Here is a 19,642-nt window from a genome sequence, read left to right as displayed (position 1 = left end):
CGGGTTCCAGCCACACGAACCGGACCACCACGCCAGTGGCCGGGTCGAGCCGGTTCAGCGAGGCGTCCAGCGCGGTGGCGGCCAGATCGAACAGTTGCGCGTCGTCGACGTCGGCGGAGAAGACCGTGTGGTCGATGAGCGCGTCCACGTCGACGGTGCCCGGCGCCGCAGTCTCCACGATCCAGTCGCCGCCGGATCGGCGCAGGCTCGCGCGCAGCATGTCGTGCCGGTCGATGACCGCGCCGACGGTGGCGGCGATGCCGGCCCGGTCGATGCCGACCGGAAGTTCCAGTGCCAGCGTCTGATTGAAGCGGCTGAACGATCCGCGCCGCTGCGCCATGAACCGCACCACCGGGGTGAGGGGCATGGTGCCGACACCGCCGCCGGGCAGCTCTTCCAGCGCGGGCGCCGCCGTCGCGGCGCCGTCGGTGGTCTCGGCGACCGCGGCCAGGCCTGCGACGGTGCGCTGTTCGAAGACGTGGCGCGGGGTGAACACCACACCGCGCGCCTTGGCCCGCGACACCAGCTGGATGGAGACGATGCTGTCGCCGCCGAGGGCGAAGAACGAATCGTCCACGCCGACCCGCTCCACGCCGAGCACCTCGGCGAAGACCTCGGCGATGGTCTGCTCGACCGGCGTGCGCGGGGCCCGGAACACCACCTCGGTGGCGAAGACCGGCTCCGGCAGCGCCTTACGGTCCAGTTTGCCGACCGGGGTCAGCGGCACCCGGTCGATCACCATGATCGACGACGGCACCATGTAGGCGGGCAGGCGTTCCTCGACGTGCGCCGTCAGCGTCGCGACGTCGATCGAACGACCTTGCGCCGCAACCACATACGACACCAGCGAGACCGCACCCGCGGCGTTCTTGTGGCCGATGGTGACCGCGAAGTCGACGGTTTCGTGCGAGGCCAGCGCGGCGTCGATCTCACCCAGCTCGATGCGGAAACCGCGCACCTTCACCTGGAAGTCGGAGCGGCCGACGTATTCGACCTCACCGTCACGCGTCCAGCGGACGACGTCACCGGTGCGGTACATCCGCTCGCCGTCGCCGTACGGGTTGGCCACGAACCGGTCGGCCGTCAGCCCCGGCCGCGCGTGGTACCCGCGCGCCAGCTGCACGCCCGACAGATACAGCTCACCCGCGACACCCACCGGCACCGGCCTGAGCTGGGCATCCAGGATCAGCGACCGCATGCCGCGGATCGGTCCGCCGATGGTCACCGTCTCGCCCGGCACCAGCGGATCGCTGATGTTGGTCATGATGGTGGTCTCGGTGGGGCCGTAGCCGTTGTGGAAGTGGCGGACCTCGCCGGACTCGCCGTCCAGCGGCACCGCCCACTTGGCCACCAGTTCCGGCGGGCAGGCCTCACCACCGGCGACCAGCACCCGCAGGGTGTCCAGGCCGCTCGGATCGAAGGTGGCCAGCGCGGCCGGGGTGATGAAGGCGTGGCTGACCCGCTCGGTGCGGATCAGTTCCGACAGCTCCTCGCCGCCGTACACACCCGGCGGCACCACGACCAGCGCACCGCCCGCGCCGATGGCGAGCAGCAGCTCGAGAATCGAGGCGTCGAAGCTGGGTGAGGCGAAATGCAGTGCGCGCGAATCGAAGTCGAGGGCATAGCGCTCGATCTGTTCGGCGCTGAAGTTCGCCAGGCCGCTGTGGGTGACCACGACGCCCTTGGGGACGCCGGTGGAGCCGGAGGTGTAGATGACGTAGGCCGGATGCTGCGGCCGCACCGGGCGCACCCGGTCGGCGTCGGTGATCGGCGCGCCGTCGAACCCGTCGAGGTCCAGATCGTCGAGCACCAGCCAGCGTGCCGATTCCGGCAGGCCATCCCGCACCGAGGCGACGGTGAGGCCGATCGGCGAACCGGAGTCGGTGACCATGTGCGCGATGCGCTCGGCCGGGTAGTTCGGGTCCACCGGCACGAAGGCCGCACCGGTCTTGGCGACCGCCCAGGCCGCGAACACCGAATCGGCCGAACGCGGAACGCCAACGGCGACAAGGTCTTCGGCGCCGATGCCCTCGGCGATCAGCAGCCGGGCCAGGCGGTTGGACCGCTCGTCCAGCTCGCCGTAAGAGACAGTTGTCCCCTCGAACACCACCGCGGGCGCCTTCGGGTCGCGCGCGGCGGCCTCGGCCAGCAGGTCGGCCAGCACGCGCGGCGCCACGGCGGGCTCACCGGTGCGCGAGACCAGATCCGCGCGTTCGGCGGCATCGAGGACGTCGATGGCGCCCACGCTGATCGAGGCGTCGGCGGCGATCGCCTCCAGCACCCGCCGCCAGCGCGCGGCGATCTCGGCCACGGTGGCCTCGTCGAACAGTTCGGTGGCGTAGGTCAGCGCCAACGCCATGCCCGCGCCGGGCTCGCCGTGCTCGGACAGCGTGAACTGGAGGTCGAAGCGGGCGACGTTCTCTTCCAGATCCAGCGCCGACACCGTAAGCCCCGGCAGTTCCAGGCTGGTGCGGTCGAGGTTCTGGAAGGCCAGCATCACCTGGAACAGCGGGTTGCGGGCCTGCGAACGCTCCGGCGCCAGCAGTTCCACCAGCCGCTCGAACGGCACGTCGGCATTGCCGTAGGCGTCCAGGTCGGTGCGGCGCACCCGCTCCAGCAGCTCGGCGAACGATTCGGCCGGATCGATCCCGGTGCGCAGCACCAGGGTGTTGACGAACATGCCGACGAGGTCGTCGAGGGCCTGCTCGCCACGGCCTGCGATGGGCGTGCCGACGGCGACGTCATTGCTGCCGGACACCCGCGACAGCAGCACCGTCAGCGCGCCGTGCATGACCATGAACAACGAGGCGCCGCTACGGCGAGCCACCTCGTCCAGGGCGGCGACCAGCTCGCCGGGCAGTTCGGTGTGCAGGGTGGCGCCGCGCAGCGAGGCGACGGCCGGACGCGGCCGGTCGGTCGGCAGCGCCAGCTCGTCCGGGATGCCGTCGAGCGCGCGCTGCCAGTAGGCGACCTGACGGGCCATCAGCGACTGCGGGTCGTCCTCGGAGCCGAGCACCTCGCGCTGCCAGAGCGCGAAATCGGCGTACTGCACCGACAGCGGCTCCCAGCCGGGTGCGCTGTCCTGGATCCGGGCGCTGTAGGCAAGCATCACGTCACGGGTGAGCGGGCCCATCGAGAAGCCGTCGGCGGCGATGTGATGCACCACCACGACGAGCACATGCTCGTCGGCGCCGGCCTGGTACAGCCGGGCACGCAGCGGAACCTGTTCGGCCACATCGAATCCGGTGGACACGAACGCGGTGACCACCTCGAGCAGTTCACCGGCGTCGACCGGAACCGGGTTCAGGTCGAGATGGATCTGCTCGGCCGGCACGATCACCTGGACCGGGCTGCCGCCGTGCTCGGGGTAGCGGGTGCGCAGCGATTCGTGCCTGCGCACCACATCGGCCACCGCCAGGCGCAGGGCCTCGGCGTCCAGCGCACCGGACAGTCGCAGCGCGATCGGCAGGTTGTAGGCGGCCGAGCTGGTGTCGTACTTGTTCAGGAACCACATGCGCTGCTGCGCGAACGACAGCGGCACGGTCTCGCCGGTGGCGCGCGGACGCGCCGTCAGCCGGGTCCTGGCCTCGGTGCCGGTATGCGATTCCACCCGCGCGGCCAGCGATTCCACCGTCGACGCCTCGAACAGCGTGCGCACCGGCACCGTGGTGCCGAGCGCCGCGCCGATGCGCGAGACCACCCGGGTGGCGATCAGCGAGTTGCCGCCCAGGTCGAAGAAATCGTCGTCGACGCCGACCCGCGGCAGGTCGAGGACCTCGGCGAATACCGCGGCCACCGTCTCCTGCACCGGGGTGACCGGTGCGCGGAAGGCGCGCGCCTGCACGGCCGGGGCGGGCAGCGCCCGGCGATCCAGCTTGCCGTTGACGGTCAGCGGAATCCATTCCAGCCGCACCACGGCCGAGGGCACCATGTAGGCGGGCAGCAGCTCCGCCGCACCCTCACGCACCTGGTCCAGGTTCGGCGCGGTATCCGGATCCGACACCACATAGGCGACGATCCGCTGATCGCCCGGCTGGTCCTCACGCACGATGACCGCGGCCTGGGCGATACCGGGCTGGGCCAGCACGGCGGATTCGATCTCGCCGAGCTCGATGCGGAAACCGCGCACCTTCACCTGATCGTCGGCGCGGCCGAGGTATTCGAGTTCGCCGAAGCGGTTCCAGCGCGCCAGGTCACCGGAGCGGTAGAGGCGCGAGCCCGCGGCGTCGCCGAGCGGGTTGGCCACGAACCGCGCCGCCGACAGGTCGGGCCGGCCGAGGTAGCCGCGCGCCAACTGCGGTCCGGCGACATACATTTCGCCCGCGACGCCGACCGGCACCGGCCGCAACCGGTTGTCGAGCACGAACACCTGTAGACCGGCGATGGCCCGGCCGACGATGCTGCCCGCGGCCTCGGCGATGGTCGCCGCGTCCAGCGCACGGTAGGACACGTGCACCGTGGTCTCGGTGATGCCGTACATGTTGACCAGCACCGGAGCCTTGTCGCCGTGCCGGGCGACCCAATCCGAGAGGCGGCGCAGCTCCAGCGCCTCACCGCCGAACACCACGTACCGCAGCGACAGCGGGGTGGCGTCCTGGGCATTGCGGTCGGCCTCGGCCAGCTGGTAGAAGGCCGACGGCGTCTGGTTGAGCACCGTCACCTTCTCCGCGCGCAGCAGTTCCAGGAACTGTTCGGGCGAGCGCGAGGTGTAGTAGTCGACGACGATCAGGGTGCCGCCGAACAGCAGCGGACCCCACAGCTCCCACACCGAGAAGTCGAAGGCGTAGGAGTGGAACAGCGTCCACACGTCGTCGGGGCCGAAACCGAAGTCGCGATCGGTATTGGCGAACAGCCGCACCACATTCCGGTGCGCCACCGCGACGCCCTTGGGGCGGCCGGTGGAGCCGGAGGTGTAGATGACGTAGGCGACGTGGTCCGGGTGCAGCGGGGCGCGACGGTCGGCGTCGGTGATCGGCCCGTCGTCGGCGTCCTCCACATTGCCGGCCTCGACGGCGAACCCGTCGAGCACCACGCTCGGCAGGTGCTCGGGCACCGTCACCTGCACCGTCGAGTCGATGATCACGCTGGTCGGCGCGGCATCGGAGAGCACATAGGCGATGCGGTCGGCCGGGTAGGCCGGGTCGACGGGCACATAACCCGCACCGGTCTTGACCACCGCGAGCAGCGCGACCACCAAATCCAGTGACCGCGGCAGGATCACCGCGACCAGCGATTCCGGGCCGGCGCCGTCGGCGATGAGCCTGCGCGCCAGCACATTCGCGCGCCGGTCGAGTTCGGCGTAGGTGAGGGTGTCGGCGCCGAAGCGGGCCGCGATGCGATGCGGGTGCGCGGCCGCAGCGGCGTCGAACAGGGTCGACAGGGTGGCGTCGGCGTCACCGAAGATGCCGGTGGCGGATTCGGTGGCGAGCGCATCGGCGCCCGAGGAGACCCACCGCTGCGAGACGTCGAGCCGCTCGGCCTCACCGAGCAGGTCGATATCGCCGACGGCGATCGAGGCGTCCTCGGTGACGCCGCGCAGGATCCGCACCAGCCGGTCGGCGAAGGCGGAGACCGTCTCCGGGTCGAACAGTTCGGTGGCGTAGTTCCACGACAGCGACAGCGCGCCGTCGCCGATCTCGCCGACGGTGAGCTGGATGTCGAACTTCGCGGTGCCCGGATCGAATTCGACCACGTCCAGGTCGAGACCGGGCAGCGAGACCGTGCCCATATCGGCGGCCGAGGCGGCCTCGAAGGTCAGCGCGATCTGGAACAGCGGGTGATGGGCCTGCGAGCGCGCGGGGCTGATGACGTCGACCAGCCGCTCGAACGGCACGTCGGCGTGCGCGAACGCTTCCAGGTCGGTGCGGCGCACCTGCTCGAGCAGCGCGGCGAACGCGACGCCGGGTTCCACCTCGGTGCGCAGCACCAGGGTGTTGACGAACATGCCGACCAGATCGTCGAGCGCCTGTTCGCCGCGGCCGGCGATGGGGGTGCCGATGGCGATGTCGGTGCTGTTGGACAGCCGGGCCGCCCAGGTCGCCAGCGCCGCGTGCACCACCATGAACAGGGTGACGCCATGGGCGCGGGCCAGCTCCTCGAGCTCGCCGCGCAGTTCCGCGTCGATCGAGAAGGTGTGCGTACCACCGGCATTGGTGGCGATCTCGGGCCGCGGCCGGTCGGCGGGCAGCTCGATCTGATCGGGCAGATCGCGCAGCTGCTCGGTCCAGTAAGCGATCTGGCGGGCGGCCACGGATTCCGGATCGGATTCCTCGCCGAGCACCTCGCGCTGCCACAGCGCGTAGTCGGCGTACTGCACCTCGAGCGGCGCCCAGCCGGGGATCTCACCTCTGGTGCGCTCGGCGTAGGCGGTGACCACATCGCGCAGCAGCGGGCGCAGCGAGAAGCCGTCGGCGCTGATGTGGTGCATGACCAGCACCACCACATGGGTCCGCGGATCGACTGAGAGCAGCGCGGCCCGGAACGGGATCGCGGTGGTCACGTCGAAGTACGTGCTCGCCAGCGCGACGATCCGCGCGGGCAGTTCCTCGGCGGTGACGGTTTCGGGCGCCAGCCGCACCCGCACCTCGTCGGCGGGCAGGACCCGCTGGTAGCCGGTGCCCTCGACCTCGGGGTACACCGTGCGCAGCGCTTCGTGCCTGGCCAGCACGTCGGCAATGGCGGCGTTCAGCGCGTCCAGGTCGAGGTCGCCGGTGAGCCGGATGGCGACCGGGATGTTGTTGACGGCGGTCTGGTTGTCGAAGCGGTTGAGGAACCACATCCGCTGCTGCGCCGGCGACAGCGGCACCAGCTCACCGCGCTCGCGCGGCACCAGCGGCACCTGCCCGCCCGCACCCGCGGACGACTCCACCCGGGTGGCCAGCGCGGCCACCGTCGGCGCCTCGAACAGCACCCGCACCGGGATCTGGGTGTCCAGGGCAGCGCCGAGCCGGGCCGCGACCTGGGTGGCGACCAGCGAGTTGCCGCCGAGGGCGAAGAAATCGTCATCGAGGCCGACGCGTTCGACGCCGAGCACATCGGCGAAGGTGCCGGCCACGATCTCCTGCACCGGCGTCACCGGGGCCCGGAAGGCGGTGGCGGCGAAGGTCGGCTCGGGCAGCGCCTTGCGGTCGAGCTTGCCGGAGGCGTTGAGCGGGAAGGCGTCGAGCACCACGTACGCCGCCGGCACCATGTAGGCGGGCAGCTGCTGACCGAGTTCGGCGCGCACCGCGTCGATATCGACCACGCGATCCGGGTCGGCCACCACGTAGGCGACCAGCTGATCGCCGGTGTGCTCGTCCGTACGCACCACGACCACGGCCTGCGCGATGGATTCCAGTGCGGTGAGCGCGTTCTCGATCTCGCCGAGCTCGATGCGCAGACCGCGCAGCTTCACCTGGAAGTCGGTGCGGCCCAGGTATTCCAGCTCACCGTCGGCGGTCCAGGCGACGAGGTCGCCGGTGCGGTACATGCGCTCGCCCGCGGTGAAGGGGTTGGCGACGAACCGGTCCATCGTGAGATCGGGTCGTCCGACGTAGCCGTGCGCGAGTTGCGCACCCGCCAGATACAGCTCACCCGGGACACCCGCGGGCACCGGCCGCAGCCGCGCGTCCAGCACGTAGACCTGGGTGTTGAAGACCGGGGCGCCGATCGGCACGGAGGTGGTGTCAGCGTCGGTGACCTCGTGGAAGGTGACGTCGACGGCGGCTTCCGTGGGGCCGTACAGGTTGTGCAGCCGCGCCCCGGTCAGCTCGCGCAGGCGCTGTGCGGTGACCGCGGGCAGCGCCTCACCGGAGGCGAAGACGTTGCGCAGGCCGAGGTATTCGGCGGCGAGGGGTTCGGCCACGAACACCGACAGCATGGACGGCACGAAGTGCACCGTGGTGACCTGCTCGTCGGCCATGAGCTGGGCCAGGTAGGCCGGATCGCGATGCCCGTCGGGCTTGGCGACGACCAGGCGCGCGCCGACCTGCAAGGGCCAGAAGAACTCCCACACCGACACGTCGAAGGTGGACGGCGTCTTCTGGATCACCACGTCGTCGGCGGCCAGACCGTATTCGGCGTGCATCCACACCAGCCGGTTGACGATCGCCGCGTGGCTGACCGCGACACCCTTGGGACGCCCGGTCGAACCCGAGGTGAAGATGACGTAGGCGGTATTGCCCGGCCGCAGCGGACGATGCCGGTCGGCGTCGGTGAGCACCTCGTCAGAGAAGCCCGACAGGTCCAGCTCATCGATGCGCACCTGGCGCGTCTGCGTGGTGGTGTCGAGATCCGAGCCGGAGGTGAGCACGCACACCGGACGCGCGGTCTCCAGGATGTAGTCGATGCGCTCGGCCGGATGATCCGGATCCAGCGGCACATACGCGCCACCCGCGACGCTGACCGCGTACATGCCGACGACCAGATCGATGGAGCGCCGCATCCCCAGCGCCACATACGATTCCGGGCCGACCCCGGCCTGCTTGAGCCAGCGCGCCAGCCGGTGCACCCGTCCGGCGAACTCGGCGTAAGTGAGACTTGCCCCCTCGAACGTGACCGCGTACGCGTCGGGGGTGCGCGCGACCTGGGCCTCGAACAGTGAGACCAGGGTGGCGGCGGCATCGCCGACCGGCGAGGTCAGCGCGGCGTCGACCGGGAATTCGGTGTCGTTCCACCGATCCAGCACGCGGGTGCGCTCGATCGAGTCGAGCAGTTCGATATCGCCGACCGAGGCGCCGGGGGCGTCGGCCACCCCGCGCAGCACCCGCAGGAACCGCTCGGCGAAGGTGCTCGCATAGCCGGCGTCGAAAAGGTCGGTGGCGTAGACGAGTTCGGCTTCCATCTCCGAATCCGCGCCTTCGCTCAGCGTCAGCTGGAGATCGAATTTTGCGGTCGGCTGGTCGATGCCGAGTTCGGTCACCGTGAGGCCGGGCAGCTCGAGGGAGGTGCGGCCGAGGTTCTGGAACGACAGCATCACCTGGAACAGCGGATGCCGCGCCTGCGAACGCGCCGGGTTCAGCACCTCGACGAGACGTTCGAACGGCACGTCGGCGTGCGCGAAGGCCGCCAGATCGCGTTCACGCACCTGCGCCAGCAGTTCGCCGAACGACTGGGCGGGATCGACCTCGGTGCGCAGCACCAGGGTGTTGACGAACATGCCGACCAGATCGTCGAGCGCCTGCTCACCACGTCCGGCCACCGGGATGCCGATGGCGATGTCATCGGTGCCGCTCAGCCGCGCCAGCAGCGCCGCGAACGCGCCGTGCACCACCATGAACAGCGTGGTGCCGGTGCTGTGGGCAACCTGGTTCAGTTCCTCGATCAGCGCGCCGGGCACCCGGAAGCGGTGGGTGCCCGCGCCGTAGCTCGCGACGGCCGGGCGTGGACGTCCGGCCAGGCGCAGTTCGTCGGGCAGCCCGGCCAGCGCGGTGCGCCAGTAGTCGAGCTGCTCGGAGATCAGCGAGGTCGGATCCTCTTCGGAGCCGAGCGCCTCGCGCTGCCACAGCGCGTAGTCGATGTACTGCACCGCCAGCGGCGGCCAGCCCGGCTCCACCGACGCGGTCCTGGCGACGTAGGCCGTCATCAGATCGCGCACCAGCGGACGCATGGAGAAACCGTCGGCGGCGATGTGGTGCACCATGACGGCCAGCACGAAGTCCTGCTCGCCCAGCTGGAACAGCCGCAGCCGCACCGGCAGTTCGGTGGTGACGTCGTAGCCGCGGGAGGCGAATTCGTAGAGGGCCGAACCGATCTCGTCCTCGCCGAGGGACACCACATCCAGTTCGGGGATGGCCCGCGTCGAGGGCAGCACCCGCTGGTAGGCGACCCCGTCGTGGGACGGGTAGATGGTGCGCAGCGATTCGTGGCGCACGATCACATCCGACACCGCGCCGCGCAGCGCCGCCAGATCGAGCACGCCCTGCAACCGGACCGCGGCCGGAATGTTGTTGGCCGCGGAATCGGCGTCGAAGCGGTTGAGGAACCACATCCGCTGCTGGGCCAGCGACAGCGGCGGATGCTCCGGGCGCACCTGTTCGGTGAGCGCCTGCCGAGCGCCGCTGCCCGCATGCGATTCCATCCGCGCGGCCAGTGCACCGACGGTGGGCGCCTCGAACAGGGTCCGCACACCCACCTGGGTGTCGAGCGCGGCGCTGAGCCGGGCCACCGCCTGGGTGGCGACCAGCGAGTTGCCGCCGAGTTCGAAGAAGTCGTCGTCCACACCGACCCGGCCGACGCCGAGCAGCTCGGCGAAGACCTCCGCCACGATCTCCTCGATCGGCGTCGACGGCGCGCGGAAGCTCTTGGCCTCGAACTTCGGCGCGGGCAGCGCCTTGCGGTCCAGCTTGCCGCTGGCGTTCACCGGGAACGCGTCGAGCACGACGAGGGCGGCCGGGATCATGTAGCCGGGCAGGGTGGCGGCCAGCGCTGCCTTCACCGCATCGGGGTCGATGACCGCGTCGGGTTCGTGCACCACATAACCCACCAGCTGATCGCCGGAGTGCGCGTCGGCGCGCACCACCACGACCGACTGCGCGATACCCGGCTGCGCCAGCAGCGCGGCCTCGATCTCGCCCAGTTCGATGCGCAGACCGCGCAGCTTCACCTGGAAGTCGGTGCGGCCCAGGTATTCCAGCTCACCGTCGCGCGTCCAGGTGACGAGGTCACCGGTGCGGTACATGCGCTCGCCGGGCGCACCGTACGGGTTCGCGACGAACCGGTCCGAGGTCAGGTCGGCGCGGCCGAGATAGCCGAGCGCCAGCTGATCGCCCGCGAGATAGAGCTCTCCCGCGATACCGGGGGCGACCGGTCGCAGCCGGGCGTCGAGCACGAAGACACGGGTGTTCCACACCGGGCGGCCGATCGGCACCGAGACGGTGTCGGCGTCGGTGGCCTCGTGATAGGTGACGTCGACGGCGGCTTCGGTGGGGCCGTACAGGTTGTGCAGCCGGGCACCGGTCAGCTCGCGCAGCCGCGCGGCCGTGGGCGCGGGCAGCGCCTCACCGGAGGCGAACACCTGCCGCAGTCGCGACGCGGGAAGGGCCGCGGCGTCGCCGTTCTCGTTGCCGATCGTGGCCACGAACACCGACAGCATCGACGGCACGAAGTGTGCGGTGGTGATGCCCTGTTCGGCGATGATCCGCGCCAGGTACACCGGGTCGCGGTGCCCGTCGGGCTTGGCGACGACCAGGCGCGCGCCGGCCTGCAAGGGCCAGAAGAACTCCCACACCGACACGTCGAAGGTCGCGGGGGTCTTCTGGAGCACGGCGTCGGCGGCGTCGATCGGGTACTCGTGCTGCATCCACAGCAACCGGTTGACGATCGCGGCATGGCTCACCGCGACGCCCTTGGGGCGGCCGGTGGAGCCGGAGGTGAAGATGACGTAGGCGGTGGACGCACCCAGGATCGGCCGGGCGCGTTCGGTGTCGGTGACCGGGGCGGTATCGAACGCGGACAGGTCGAGCGCGTCCACCGCGAGCAGCGGTGCGTGCTCGGTGCCGAATTCGTCTCGCGTGGTGGTCAGCACGACCGCGGGCCGCGCGGTGTCCAGCACATAGTCGATGCGGTCGGCGGGCTGATCCGGGTCGATCGGCACATAACCCGCGCCGGTCTCCAGCACCGCGTACATCGCGACGACCAGGTCGATCGACCGCCGGATGGCCAGCGCCACCAGCGAATCCGCGCCGACACCGTCGGCGAGCAGGCGGCGGGCCAGCTGATGCACCCGGCCCGCGAATTCGGCGTAGGTGAGCTGCTCGTCCTCGAAGACCAGCGCCACCGCGTCCGGGGTGGCGGCGGCCTGCTGCTCGAACAGCGACACCAGGGTCGCCGCGGGCACCGGGTAGGCGGTGTCGTTCCAGTCGGTGAGGACCTTGGCCCGCTCGTCGGCGGCGAGCAGGTCGATATCGCCGATGGCGATGGTCGGGTCGGCGGTGATCGCGGCCAGCACCCGGTCCAGACGGTTGGCGAATTCGGCGACCGTGGCCTCGTCGAACAGGTCGAGCGCATAGGAGAACTCGGCCGACATACCGGCGGCCTCGCCCAGCTCGTCCTGGGTTTCCGACAGCGTCAGCTGTAGGTCGAACTTCGCCAGCCTGGCGTCGTAGTCGATGCCGTTGACCGACAGCCCCGGCAGTTCCAGGCTGGCCTGACGGGTGTTCTGGAAGGTCAGCATCACCTGGAACAGCGGATGCCGCGCCTGCGAGCGGGCCGGGTTCAGCACCTCTACGAGACGTTCGAACGGCACGTCCGCGTGCGCGAAGGCGTGCAGGTCGGTTTCGCGGGCGCGCGCGAGCAGCTCGTCGAAACCGGCGGCGCCGTCGACCTCGGTGCGCAGCACCAGGGTGTTGACGAACATGCCGATCAGGTCGTCCAGCGCGGCCTCACCGCGGCCGGCGACGGGGGTGCCGATGGCGATATCGCTGGTACCCGACAGCCGCGCCAGCAGCACCGCCAGCGCCGAATGCATCACCATGAACAGCGAGGCATTGTGCCTGCGGCCCAGCTCCACCAGCGCGCGCTGAGTCTCGCCGGAGATGACGAACGGATAGGTGCCACCGCGATAGGAGGCGGCGGCCGGGCGCGGCCGGTCCGAGGGCAGCACCAATTCGTCCGGCAGGTCGGCCAGTTCGCGCGACCAGTACCGGATCTGGTTGGAGATCAACGAGTTCGGATCGTCCTCGGAGCCGAGTACCTCGCGCTGCCACAGCGCGTAGTCGGCGTACTGCACCGGCAGCGCCGACCAGGCGGGCGCCTCCCAGGAGGTGCGCGCCGCGTAGGCGACCATCACATCGCGGGCCAGTGGTCCCATCGACCAGCCGTCGGCGGAGATGTGGTGCACCACCATGCCGAGCACGTACTCGGTCTCGCTGATCTCGAACAGCCGCGCGTGCAGCGGCACTTCGCTGGTGACGTCGAAGGCCATCGAGGCCAGCTCCACCAGGTGATCGATCAGGTTGTGCTCGGTGACCGGGATCGGGGTCAGGTCGGGCACGATCTGGGCGGCATCGAGCACCACCTGCACCGGGCCCGCGCTGGTCTCCGGGAAGACCGTGCGCAACGATTCGTGCCGGTCGATGACGTCGATGACCGCGACCTGGAGCGCGGCGACATCCAGATCACCGGACAGCCGGATGGCGACCGGGATGTTGTTGACCGCGGATTCGGTGTCGAAGCGGTTGAGGAACCACATGCGCTGCTGCGCCAGCGACAGCGGCACCTCCTCCGGCCGGTCGCGCGCCACCAGCGCCTTGCGGGCGCCGTCACCGGCGTGCGATTCCACCCGCGCGGCCAGCGCCGCCACGGTGGATGCCTCGAACAGCATGCGCACCGGCACCCGGGTGTCGAGTGCGATGCCGAGCCGGGAGGCGACCTGGGTGGCGATCAGCGAGTTGCCGCCGAGTTCGAAGAAGTCGTCGTCCACACCCACCCGGGTGATGCCGAGCACCTCACCGAAGATCTGCGCCACGATCTCTTCGATCGGCGTTGTCGGAGCACGGAATTCGCGCACCTCGAACACCGCAGCCGGCAGCGCCTTGCGGTCCAGCTTGCCCGAAGGGTTCAGCGGCAGCGCCTCGAGCACCACGATCGCCGAGGGCACCATGTACGACGGCAGCGTGCGATGCAGCGCGCCCTTGATGCTGTCGATGTCGACCGGGCCCGCGTCGGTGACGACATAGCCGACCAGCTGATCGCCGGCCACGGTGTCGAGCACGAGCACCACGGCCTGGTTGACGGCCGGATGTTCCAGCAGCGCGGTCTCGATCTCGCCCAGCTCGATGCGCTGACCGCGGAACTTGACCTGGAAGTCGGTGCGGCCGATGTATTCCAGCACGCCCGCCGTGCCCACCTCCGGGTCGCGCGGTTCGGTCCAGCGCACCAGGTCGCCGGTGCGGTAGAGCCGCGATCCGGGCGGGCCGAACGGGTCGGCGACGAAGCGTTCGGCGGTCAGGTCGGGGCGGCCGTGATAGCCGCGCGCGGTCTGGATGCCGCCCAGGTACAGCTCACCGGGAACGCCGACCGGCACCGGCGAGAGCCCCTCGTCGAGCACGTAGGCGCGCGCGTTCCACACCGGGCGCCCGATCGGCACGCTGGCCGGGGCCACCGCGTTCAGATGCCAAGCGGTGGCGTGCACGGTGAACTCGGTGGGGCCGTACAGGTTGTGCACGGCGGCCGTGGAGAACTGCCGGAACGCGGTCACCGTCGCCGGCGGCAGCGCCTCACCGGCCACCAGAACCGCACGCAGCGAAGCACATTCGGCGGAATTGGCGGCACCGGCGAAGACCGAGAGCATCGACGGCACGAACGAGGTCATGGTGACCTTGTGCCGTCCGATGATCTCCGACAGGTACAGCGGATCGCGATGGCCGTCCGGGGCAGCGATCAGCATCCGGGCGCCGACGGCGAGCGTGCCGAACAGCTCCCACACCGACACGTCGAAGGTGACCGGCGTCTTCTGCAGCACCACATCGGCCGGGCTCATCCGGTATTCGGCGGTGATCCAGGCGATCTGGTTGACCACCGAGGCATGGCTGACCGCCACGCCCTTCGGGCGGCCGGTCGAACCGGAGGTGTAGAGCACGTAGGCGGTGTTCGACGGGCGCAGCGGCGCTCGCCGATCGGCGTCGGTGACCGGGGCGTCGGAGTATCCGCTCAGATCCTCGGTGTCGAGGAAGATCACCGGCACCTCGCCGGCGCTGATGTTGTCGGCGATGGTGGTGAGCACACACACCGGTGCCGAGGATTCGAGCACGTACTCGGTGCGCTCGGCCGGGTGATCGGGATCGATCGGCACGTAGCCGCCACCGGCGGTCATGGTCGCGTAGAGCGCGACGAGCATGTCCACCGAACGCCGGATACCAACGGCGACCAGCGATTCCGGGCCGACACCGGCGTCGATCAGCTTGCGGGCCAGGCGGTTGACGCGGCTCGCGAACTCGGCGTAGGTGAGTTCTTCATCCAGCCCGTCGATGCGGCCGGCTGCGTCGAAGACGACGGCGATATCGTCCGGGCGCTGCCGCACCTGCTCGGCGAACAGCTCGAGCACGGTGGCGGCCGGAACCTCGTGGGTGGTGTCGTTCCAGCCCGAGAGCACGGTGGCGCGTTCGGCGTCGTCGAGGATCTCGATATCGCGGACCGCGGTATCCGGCTCGGCGACAACGGTTTCCAGCACCCGTAGGTAGCGGCGGGTGAACTCGTCGACGGTGGATTCGTCGAACAGATCGGTGGCGTAGGAGACCACCGCCGACATTCCGGCGGGCGCGCCATCACCGGCGCGCTCCTCGGTGACGGTCCACTGGAGGTCGAACTTGGCGATGTCGACCTCGAGCTCGTCGGCGGTGACCGACAGCCCGGGCAGCTCCAGCGTCGCGTGCGACATCTCCTGGAACGACAGCATCACCTGGAACAGCGGATGCCGGGCCTGCGAACGCGTCGGGTTGAGCACCTCGACCAGCCGCTCGAACGGCACGTCGGTGTTGGCGAATGCCGCCAGGTCGGTTTCCCTGGTGCGGGTGAGGAATTCGGTGAACTGCTCGCTGCCGTCGACCTCCGAACGCAACACCAGCGTGTTGACGAACATGCCGATCAGATCGTCGAGCGCCTGCTCACCACGGCCCGCGACCGGCGTGCCGATGGCGATGTCGGTGGTGCCCGACAGCCGCGCCAGCAACACCGCCAGCGAGGCGTGCATGACCATGAACAGGCTCACGCCCTGCGCGCGAGCCAGCGCGGACAGCCGCTGATGCAGTTCGGCGTCGATGGTGAAGCCGACCCGGCCACCCTGGAAGCTCTGCACCGCCGGACGCGGCCGGTCGGTGGGCAGGTCCAGCTGATCGGGCAGCCCGGCCAGCGCGCGCTGCCAGTAGGCGATCTCGCGCGCGGCCATCGACTCCGGATCCGATTCCGAGCCGAGCAGCTCGCGCTGCCAGATGCTGTAGTCCTGGTACTGCACCGGCAGCGGCGCCCACGACGGCTCCTCGCCCTCGGCGCGCGCCAGGTAGGCGGCGGCCACATCGCGGGCCAGCGGTCCGAAGGAGAAACCGTCGGCGGCGATGTGGTGCACCACGAACGCCACCGCGTACTCCGGGGTGCCGTTGCCGCGGCCACCGGTCACCTCGTAGATGCGCACGCGGATGGGCAGCTCACGTGAGACATCGAAGCCGGTGGAGGCGAATCCGGCCAGCACGCCGGGCAATTCGGCTTCATCGATCGGCTCGACGGTGATGCCGAGATCGACCTGCTCGACCGGGATGACGAACTGGTACCCGCCGTCACCGGACTCCGGGAAGATGGTGCGCAGCGATTCCTGCCGCGCCACCACATCGTTGAGCGCGGTCTGCAACGCCTCGACATCCACCCGGCCGCGCAACCGCACCACGAACGGCAGGTTGTAGGTCGGCACGGTGGGGTCGAACTGGTTGATGAACCACATCCGCTGCTGCGCCAGCGACAGCGGCACCCGTTCGGGCAGGCGCTGGGCCACCAGCGGCGGGCGCGCACCCGCGGTGGAAGCCGAATGCTCCGCGCGCGCGGCGATTCCCGCGACGGTCGGCGTCTCGAACAGCGCACGCACCCCGAGCTGGGTGTCGAAGGCCGCACTGATCCGCGACACCACCTGCGTCGCGACCAGCGAGTTACCGCCGAGGTCGAAGAAGTTGTCGTCGATGCCGATCCGGTCCTGGCTCAGCACATCGGCGAAGATGCCCGCCACCACCTGCTCGGCCTGGGTGCGCGGGGCACGGAAGCCGGACGCGTCCGCCGCGAACACCGGCTCCGGCAGGGCCTTCCGGTCCAGCTTGCCGCTGGTGTTGAGCGGGAAGGCGTCCAGCACCATGATCGAGGCGGGCACCATGTAGCTCGGCAGCTTCTCCGCGACGAACCGCGTCAGCTCCGCCGATTCCACCGTGTGCCCCGGCGCGGGCACCACATACGCCACCAGCTGCTGGCCGGTGGCGGTGTCGACCACCAGCACCACGGCCTGGCTGACGGCGCTGTGCGCGAGCAGGTCGGTCTCGATCTCACCGAGCTCGATGCGCTGGCCACGGAACTTCACCTGGAAGTCGGTGCGGCCGATGTACTCCAGCACTCCGGCGGCGTTCCAGCGCACCAGGTCGCCGGTGCGGTACATGCGCTCGCCGTTCGGCGACAGCGGGTTGGCGACGAAGCGATCCGAGGTCAGATCCGGGCGGCCGCGGTAGCCGCGCGCCAGCTGACGTCCGCCCAGGTACAGCTCGCCCGGCGCGCCGATGGGCGCGGGCCGCAGCCGCGAATCCAGAACGTAGACCTCGACATTCCACTCCGGAATACCGATCGGCACCGTGACGGTGTCGGCGGCGGTGGCCTCCCAGTAGGTCACCGAGACCGCGGCCTCCGTGGGACCGTAGAGGTTGTGCAGGCCGGCCGAAGTGATCGCGCGGAAGGCCGCCGCGGTCTCCGGCGGCAGCGCCTCACCGATGACGAACACCGCGCGCAGCGATTCGACCTGCGCGGGGGTGGCGTGCGAGACGAAGACGGTGAGCATCGAGGGGACGAAGTCGGTGATCGTCACCCGGTGCTCGGCGATCATCTGCGCCACGTACAGCGGATCGCGATGCCCGTCGGGTGCGGCGATCACCAGCTTCGCGCCGACCATCAGCGGCAGGAAATAACCCCACAGCGACACGTCGAAGGTGGTCGCGGTCTTCTGCAGGTACACGTCGTCGGCGGTCAGCTGGTACTCGTCGAGCATCCACAGCTGCTGGTTGACGATCGCGTGATGGGTGACCGCGACACCCTTGGGGCGGCCGGTCGAACCCGAGGTGTAGATGACGTAGGCGGTGTTGTCCGGCCGCAGCGGGGCCCGGCGATCGGCATCGGTGATCGGCTCGGCCGAGAAACCCGACACGTCGAGGGTGTCGATCTCCACCCGCTGCACCGATTCCGGCAGCTCCAGCTCGTCGCCGGAGATCGTCAGCACGCAGACCGGTGCCGCGCTGTCGAGTATGTAGGCGGTGCGATCGGCCGGATGATCCGGATCGATCGGCACATACGCGCCACCGGCCTTCAGCACCGCGTGCATGCCGATGACCAGCTCCAGCGAACGCCGCATCCCCAGCGCCACCAGCGATTCCGGGCCGACACCGTCGGCGATCAGGAACCGGGCCAGCCGGTTGACCCGCTCGTCGAACTCGGCGTAGGTGAGGGTGGCGCCCTCGAAATCGAGCGCGATGTTGTCCGGGGTGCGCGGGATCTGCGCGTCCAGCAGCGCGGGCAGCGTGGTGGTCGGCACCTCGTGCGCCGAATCGTTCCACTCCACCAGCGATTCGGTGCGTTCGGCGGCGGTGGTGACCTCGAGCTGCCACACCGCGGTCTCGGCGTCGGCGGCCAGGAACCGGTCGAAGAACTCCAGGAACCGGCCGTGATGGCGGCGCGCCTCGTCCTCGGTGTAGAGATTCGGGTTGGTCTCGAAGTCGATATGCGAACGGGTGCCCGCCACCGACTGATAGAAGTTGACGCCCAGATCCTCGATGCTGCCGGTGGACAGCACGCTGAGCTGGCCGACCATCGGGCCGAGCACCAGCTCGTCGTGGAACAGCATGATGTTGACCCACGGACCGAAGAACTCCGTGGTCACCACACCGTCACCGGCCGAGTCGCGGCGGATGTCCTCATGCCGGTAGCGCTGATGACGCAGCGCCCCCGACACCTCCACCTGCACCTGCCGCAGCAGTTCGGTGACCGAGGTGTCGTAGCCGACGTGCAGGCGCAGCGGCACGATATTGGACGCCACACCACCGGAGCGGCGCATCGCGGCGGTGGTGCGCGCGGTGACCGGCAGGCTGAGGATGACTTCCTCGCTGCCCGTCAGCTGCGCCAGGTACGCGGCGAAACCGGCGATCAGCATCGCGGCCGGCGAGGAGTCGTGTCGGGCGACGGCCTCGGTGAGCAGCGAATCCTGCTCCTCCGACAGCGCCGCGCTGACGATCCCGTTCACCGGCGACGGCGGCGCCGACCGTCCGGCCAGGCTCGAACCCTCCTCCAGGCCCGCCACCCGCTGCGCCCAATGCTCCTTATCGGACTGGAAGCGCGTGCTGTCGCGGTAGGCGATCTCGGATTCGTAGAGCGTGCGCAGGTCGGTGGCCTTGCTCGGCGCGGGCTCGGCGCCGGTGACATAGGCGGTGTAGAGCTCGGCGATGCGCGTCATGAACGTCATCGCGCCGAAGCCGTCGAGGGCGATGTGATGCGCCCGCGAGTACCAGAACCAGCGGTGATCCTCGATGCGCAGCGCGGCGGCGCGGATCAGGCGGTCCTTGACGATGTCGAGCGGCTGCGAGTACTCCGCGCGCATCCACTCCTGGGCGGCGGCCTCGGGGTCCTCGGCGTCGCGCAGGTCGACGTATTCGAGGGTGGCGTCCAGCGACGGGTCGACGGTTTGCAGCGGTTCACCATCGCGTTCGATGATCCGCAGGAAGCCCGACCCCATCTCCAGGGCGGCGTCGGCACTGGCCCGCTCGAGGGCCGCTACATCGAGGTCGCCGCGCAGATCCACATACTGCGCGATGTTGACCGGCACCTGAGGATCGACATGCTGGGCATACCAGATACCCAGCTGCGCCGGGGACAACGGAAAGAACTCATCCCGCTCACCACCAGTTTCGCCGTTTCCGCCGAAATCCAGCCGGTCCAA

The 19,642-nt window shown here is 69.9% G+C and carries 1 protein-coding gene (only partly in view); it reads right to left on the bottom strand.

All coding sequences use genetic code 11. From position 1 onward, the window contains the following. Window positions 1–19,642 carry the 5' end (the start) of a non-ribosomal peptide synthase/polyketide synthase gene (locus FEK34_RS22055; protein ID WP_138450595.1) on the bottom strand. It extends 23,918 nt beyond the left edge of the window, so only the first 19,642 of its 43,560 coding nucleotides appear in the window; its start codon is at window positions 19,640–19,642; the stop codon falls past the left edge of the window.

The sequence above is a fragment of the Nocardia cyriacigeorgica genome (assembly GCF_005863245.1).
GTDB classification, from domain to species: domain Bacteria; phylum Actinomycetota; class Actinomycetes; order Mycobacteriales; family Mycobacteriaceae; genus Nocardia; species Nocardia cyriacigeorgica_C.
Note: the sequence above shows the minus strand (reverse complement) of the source record. Positions and strands in the feature narration are given on the sequence as shown.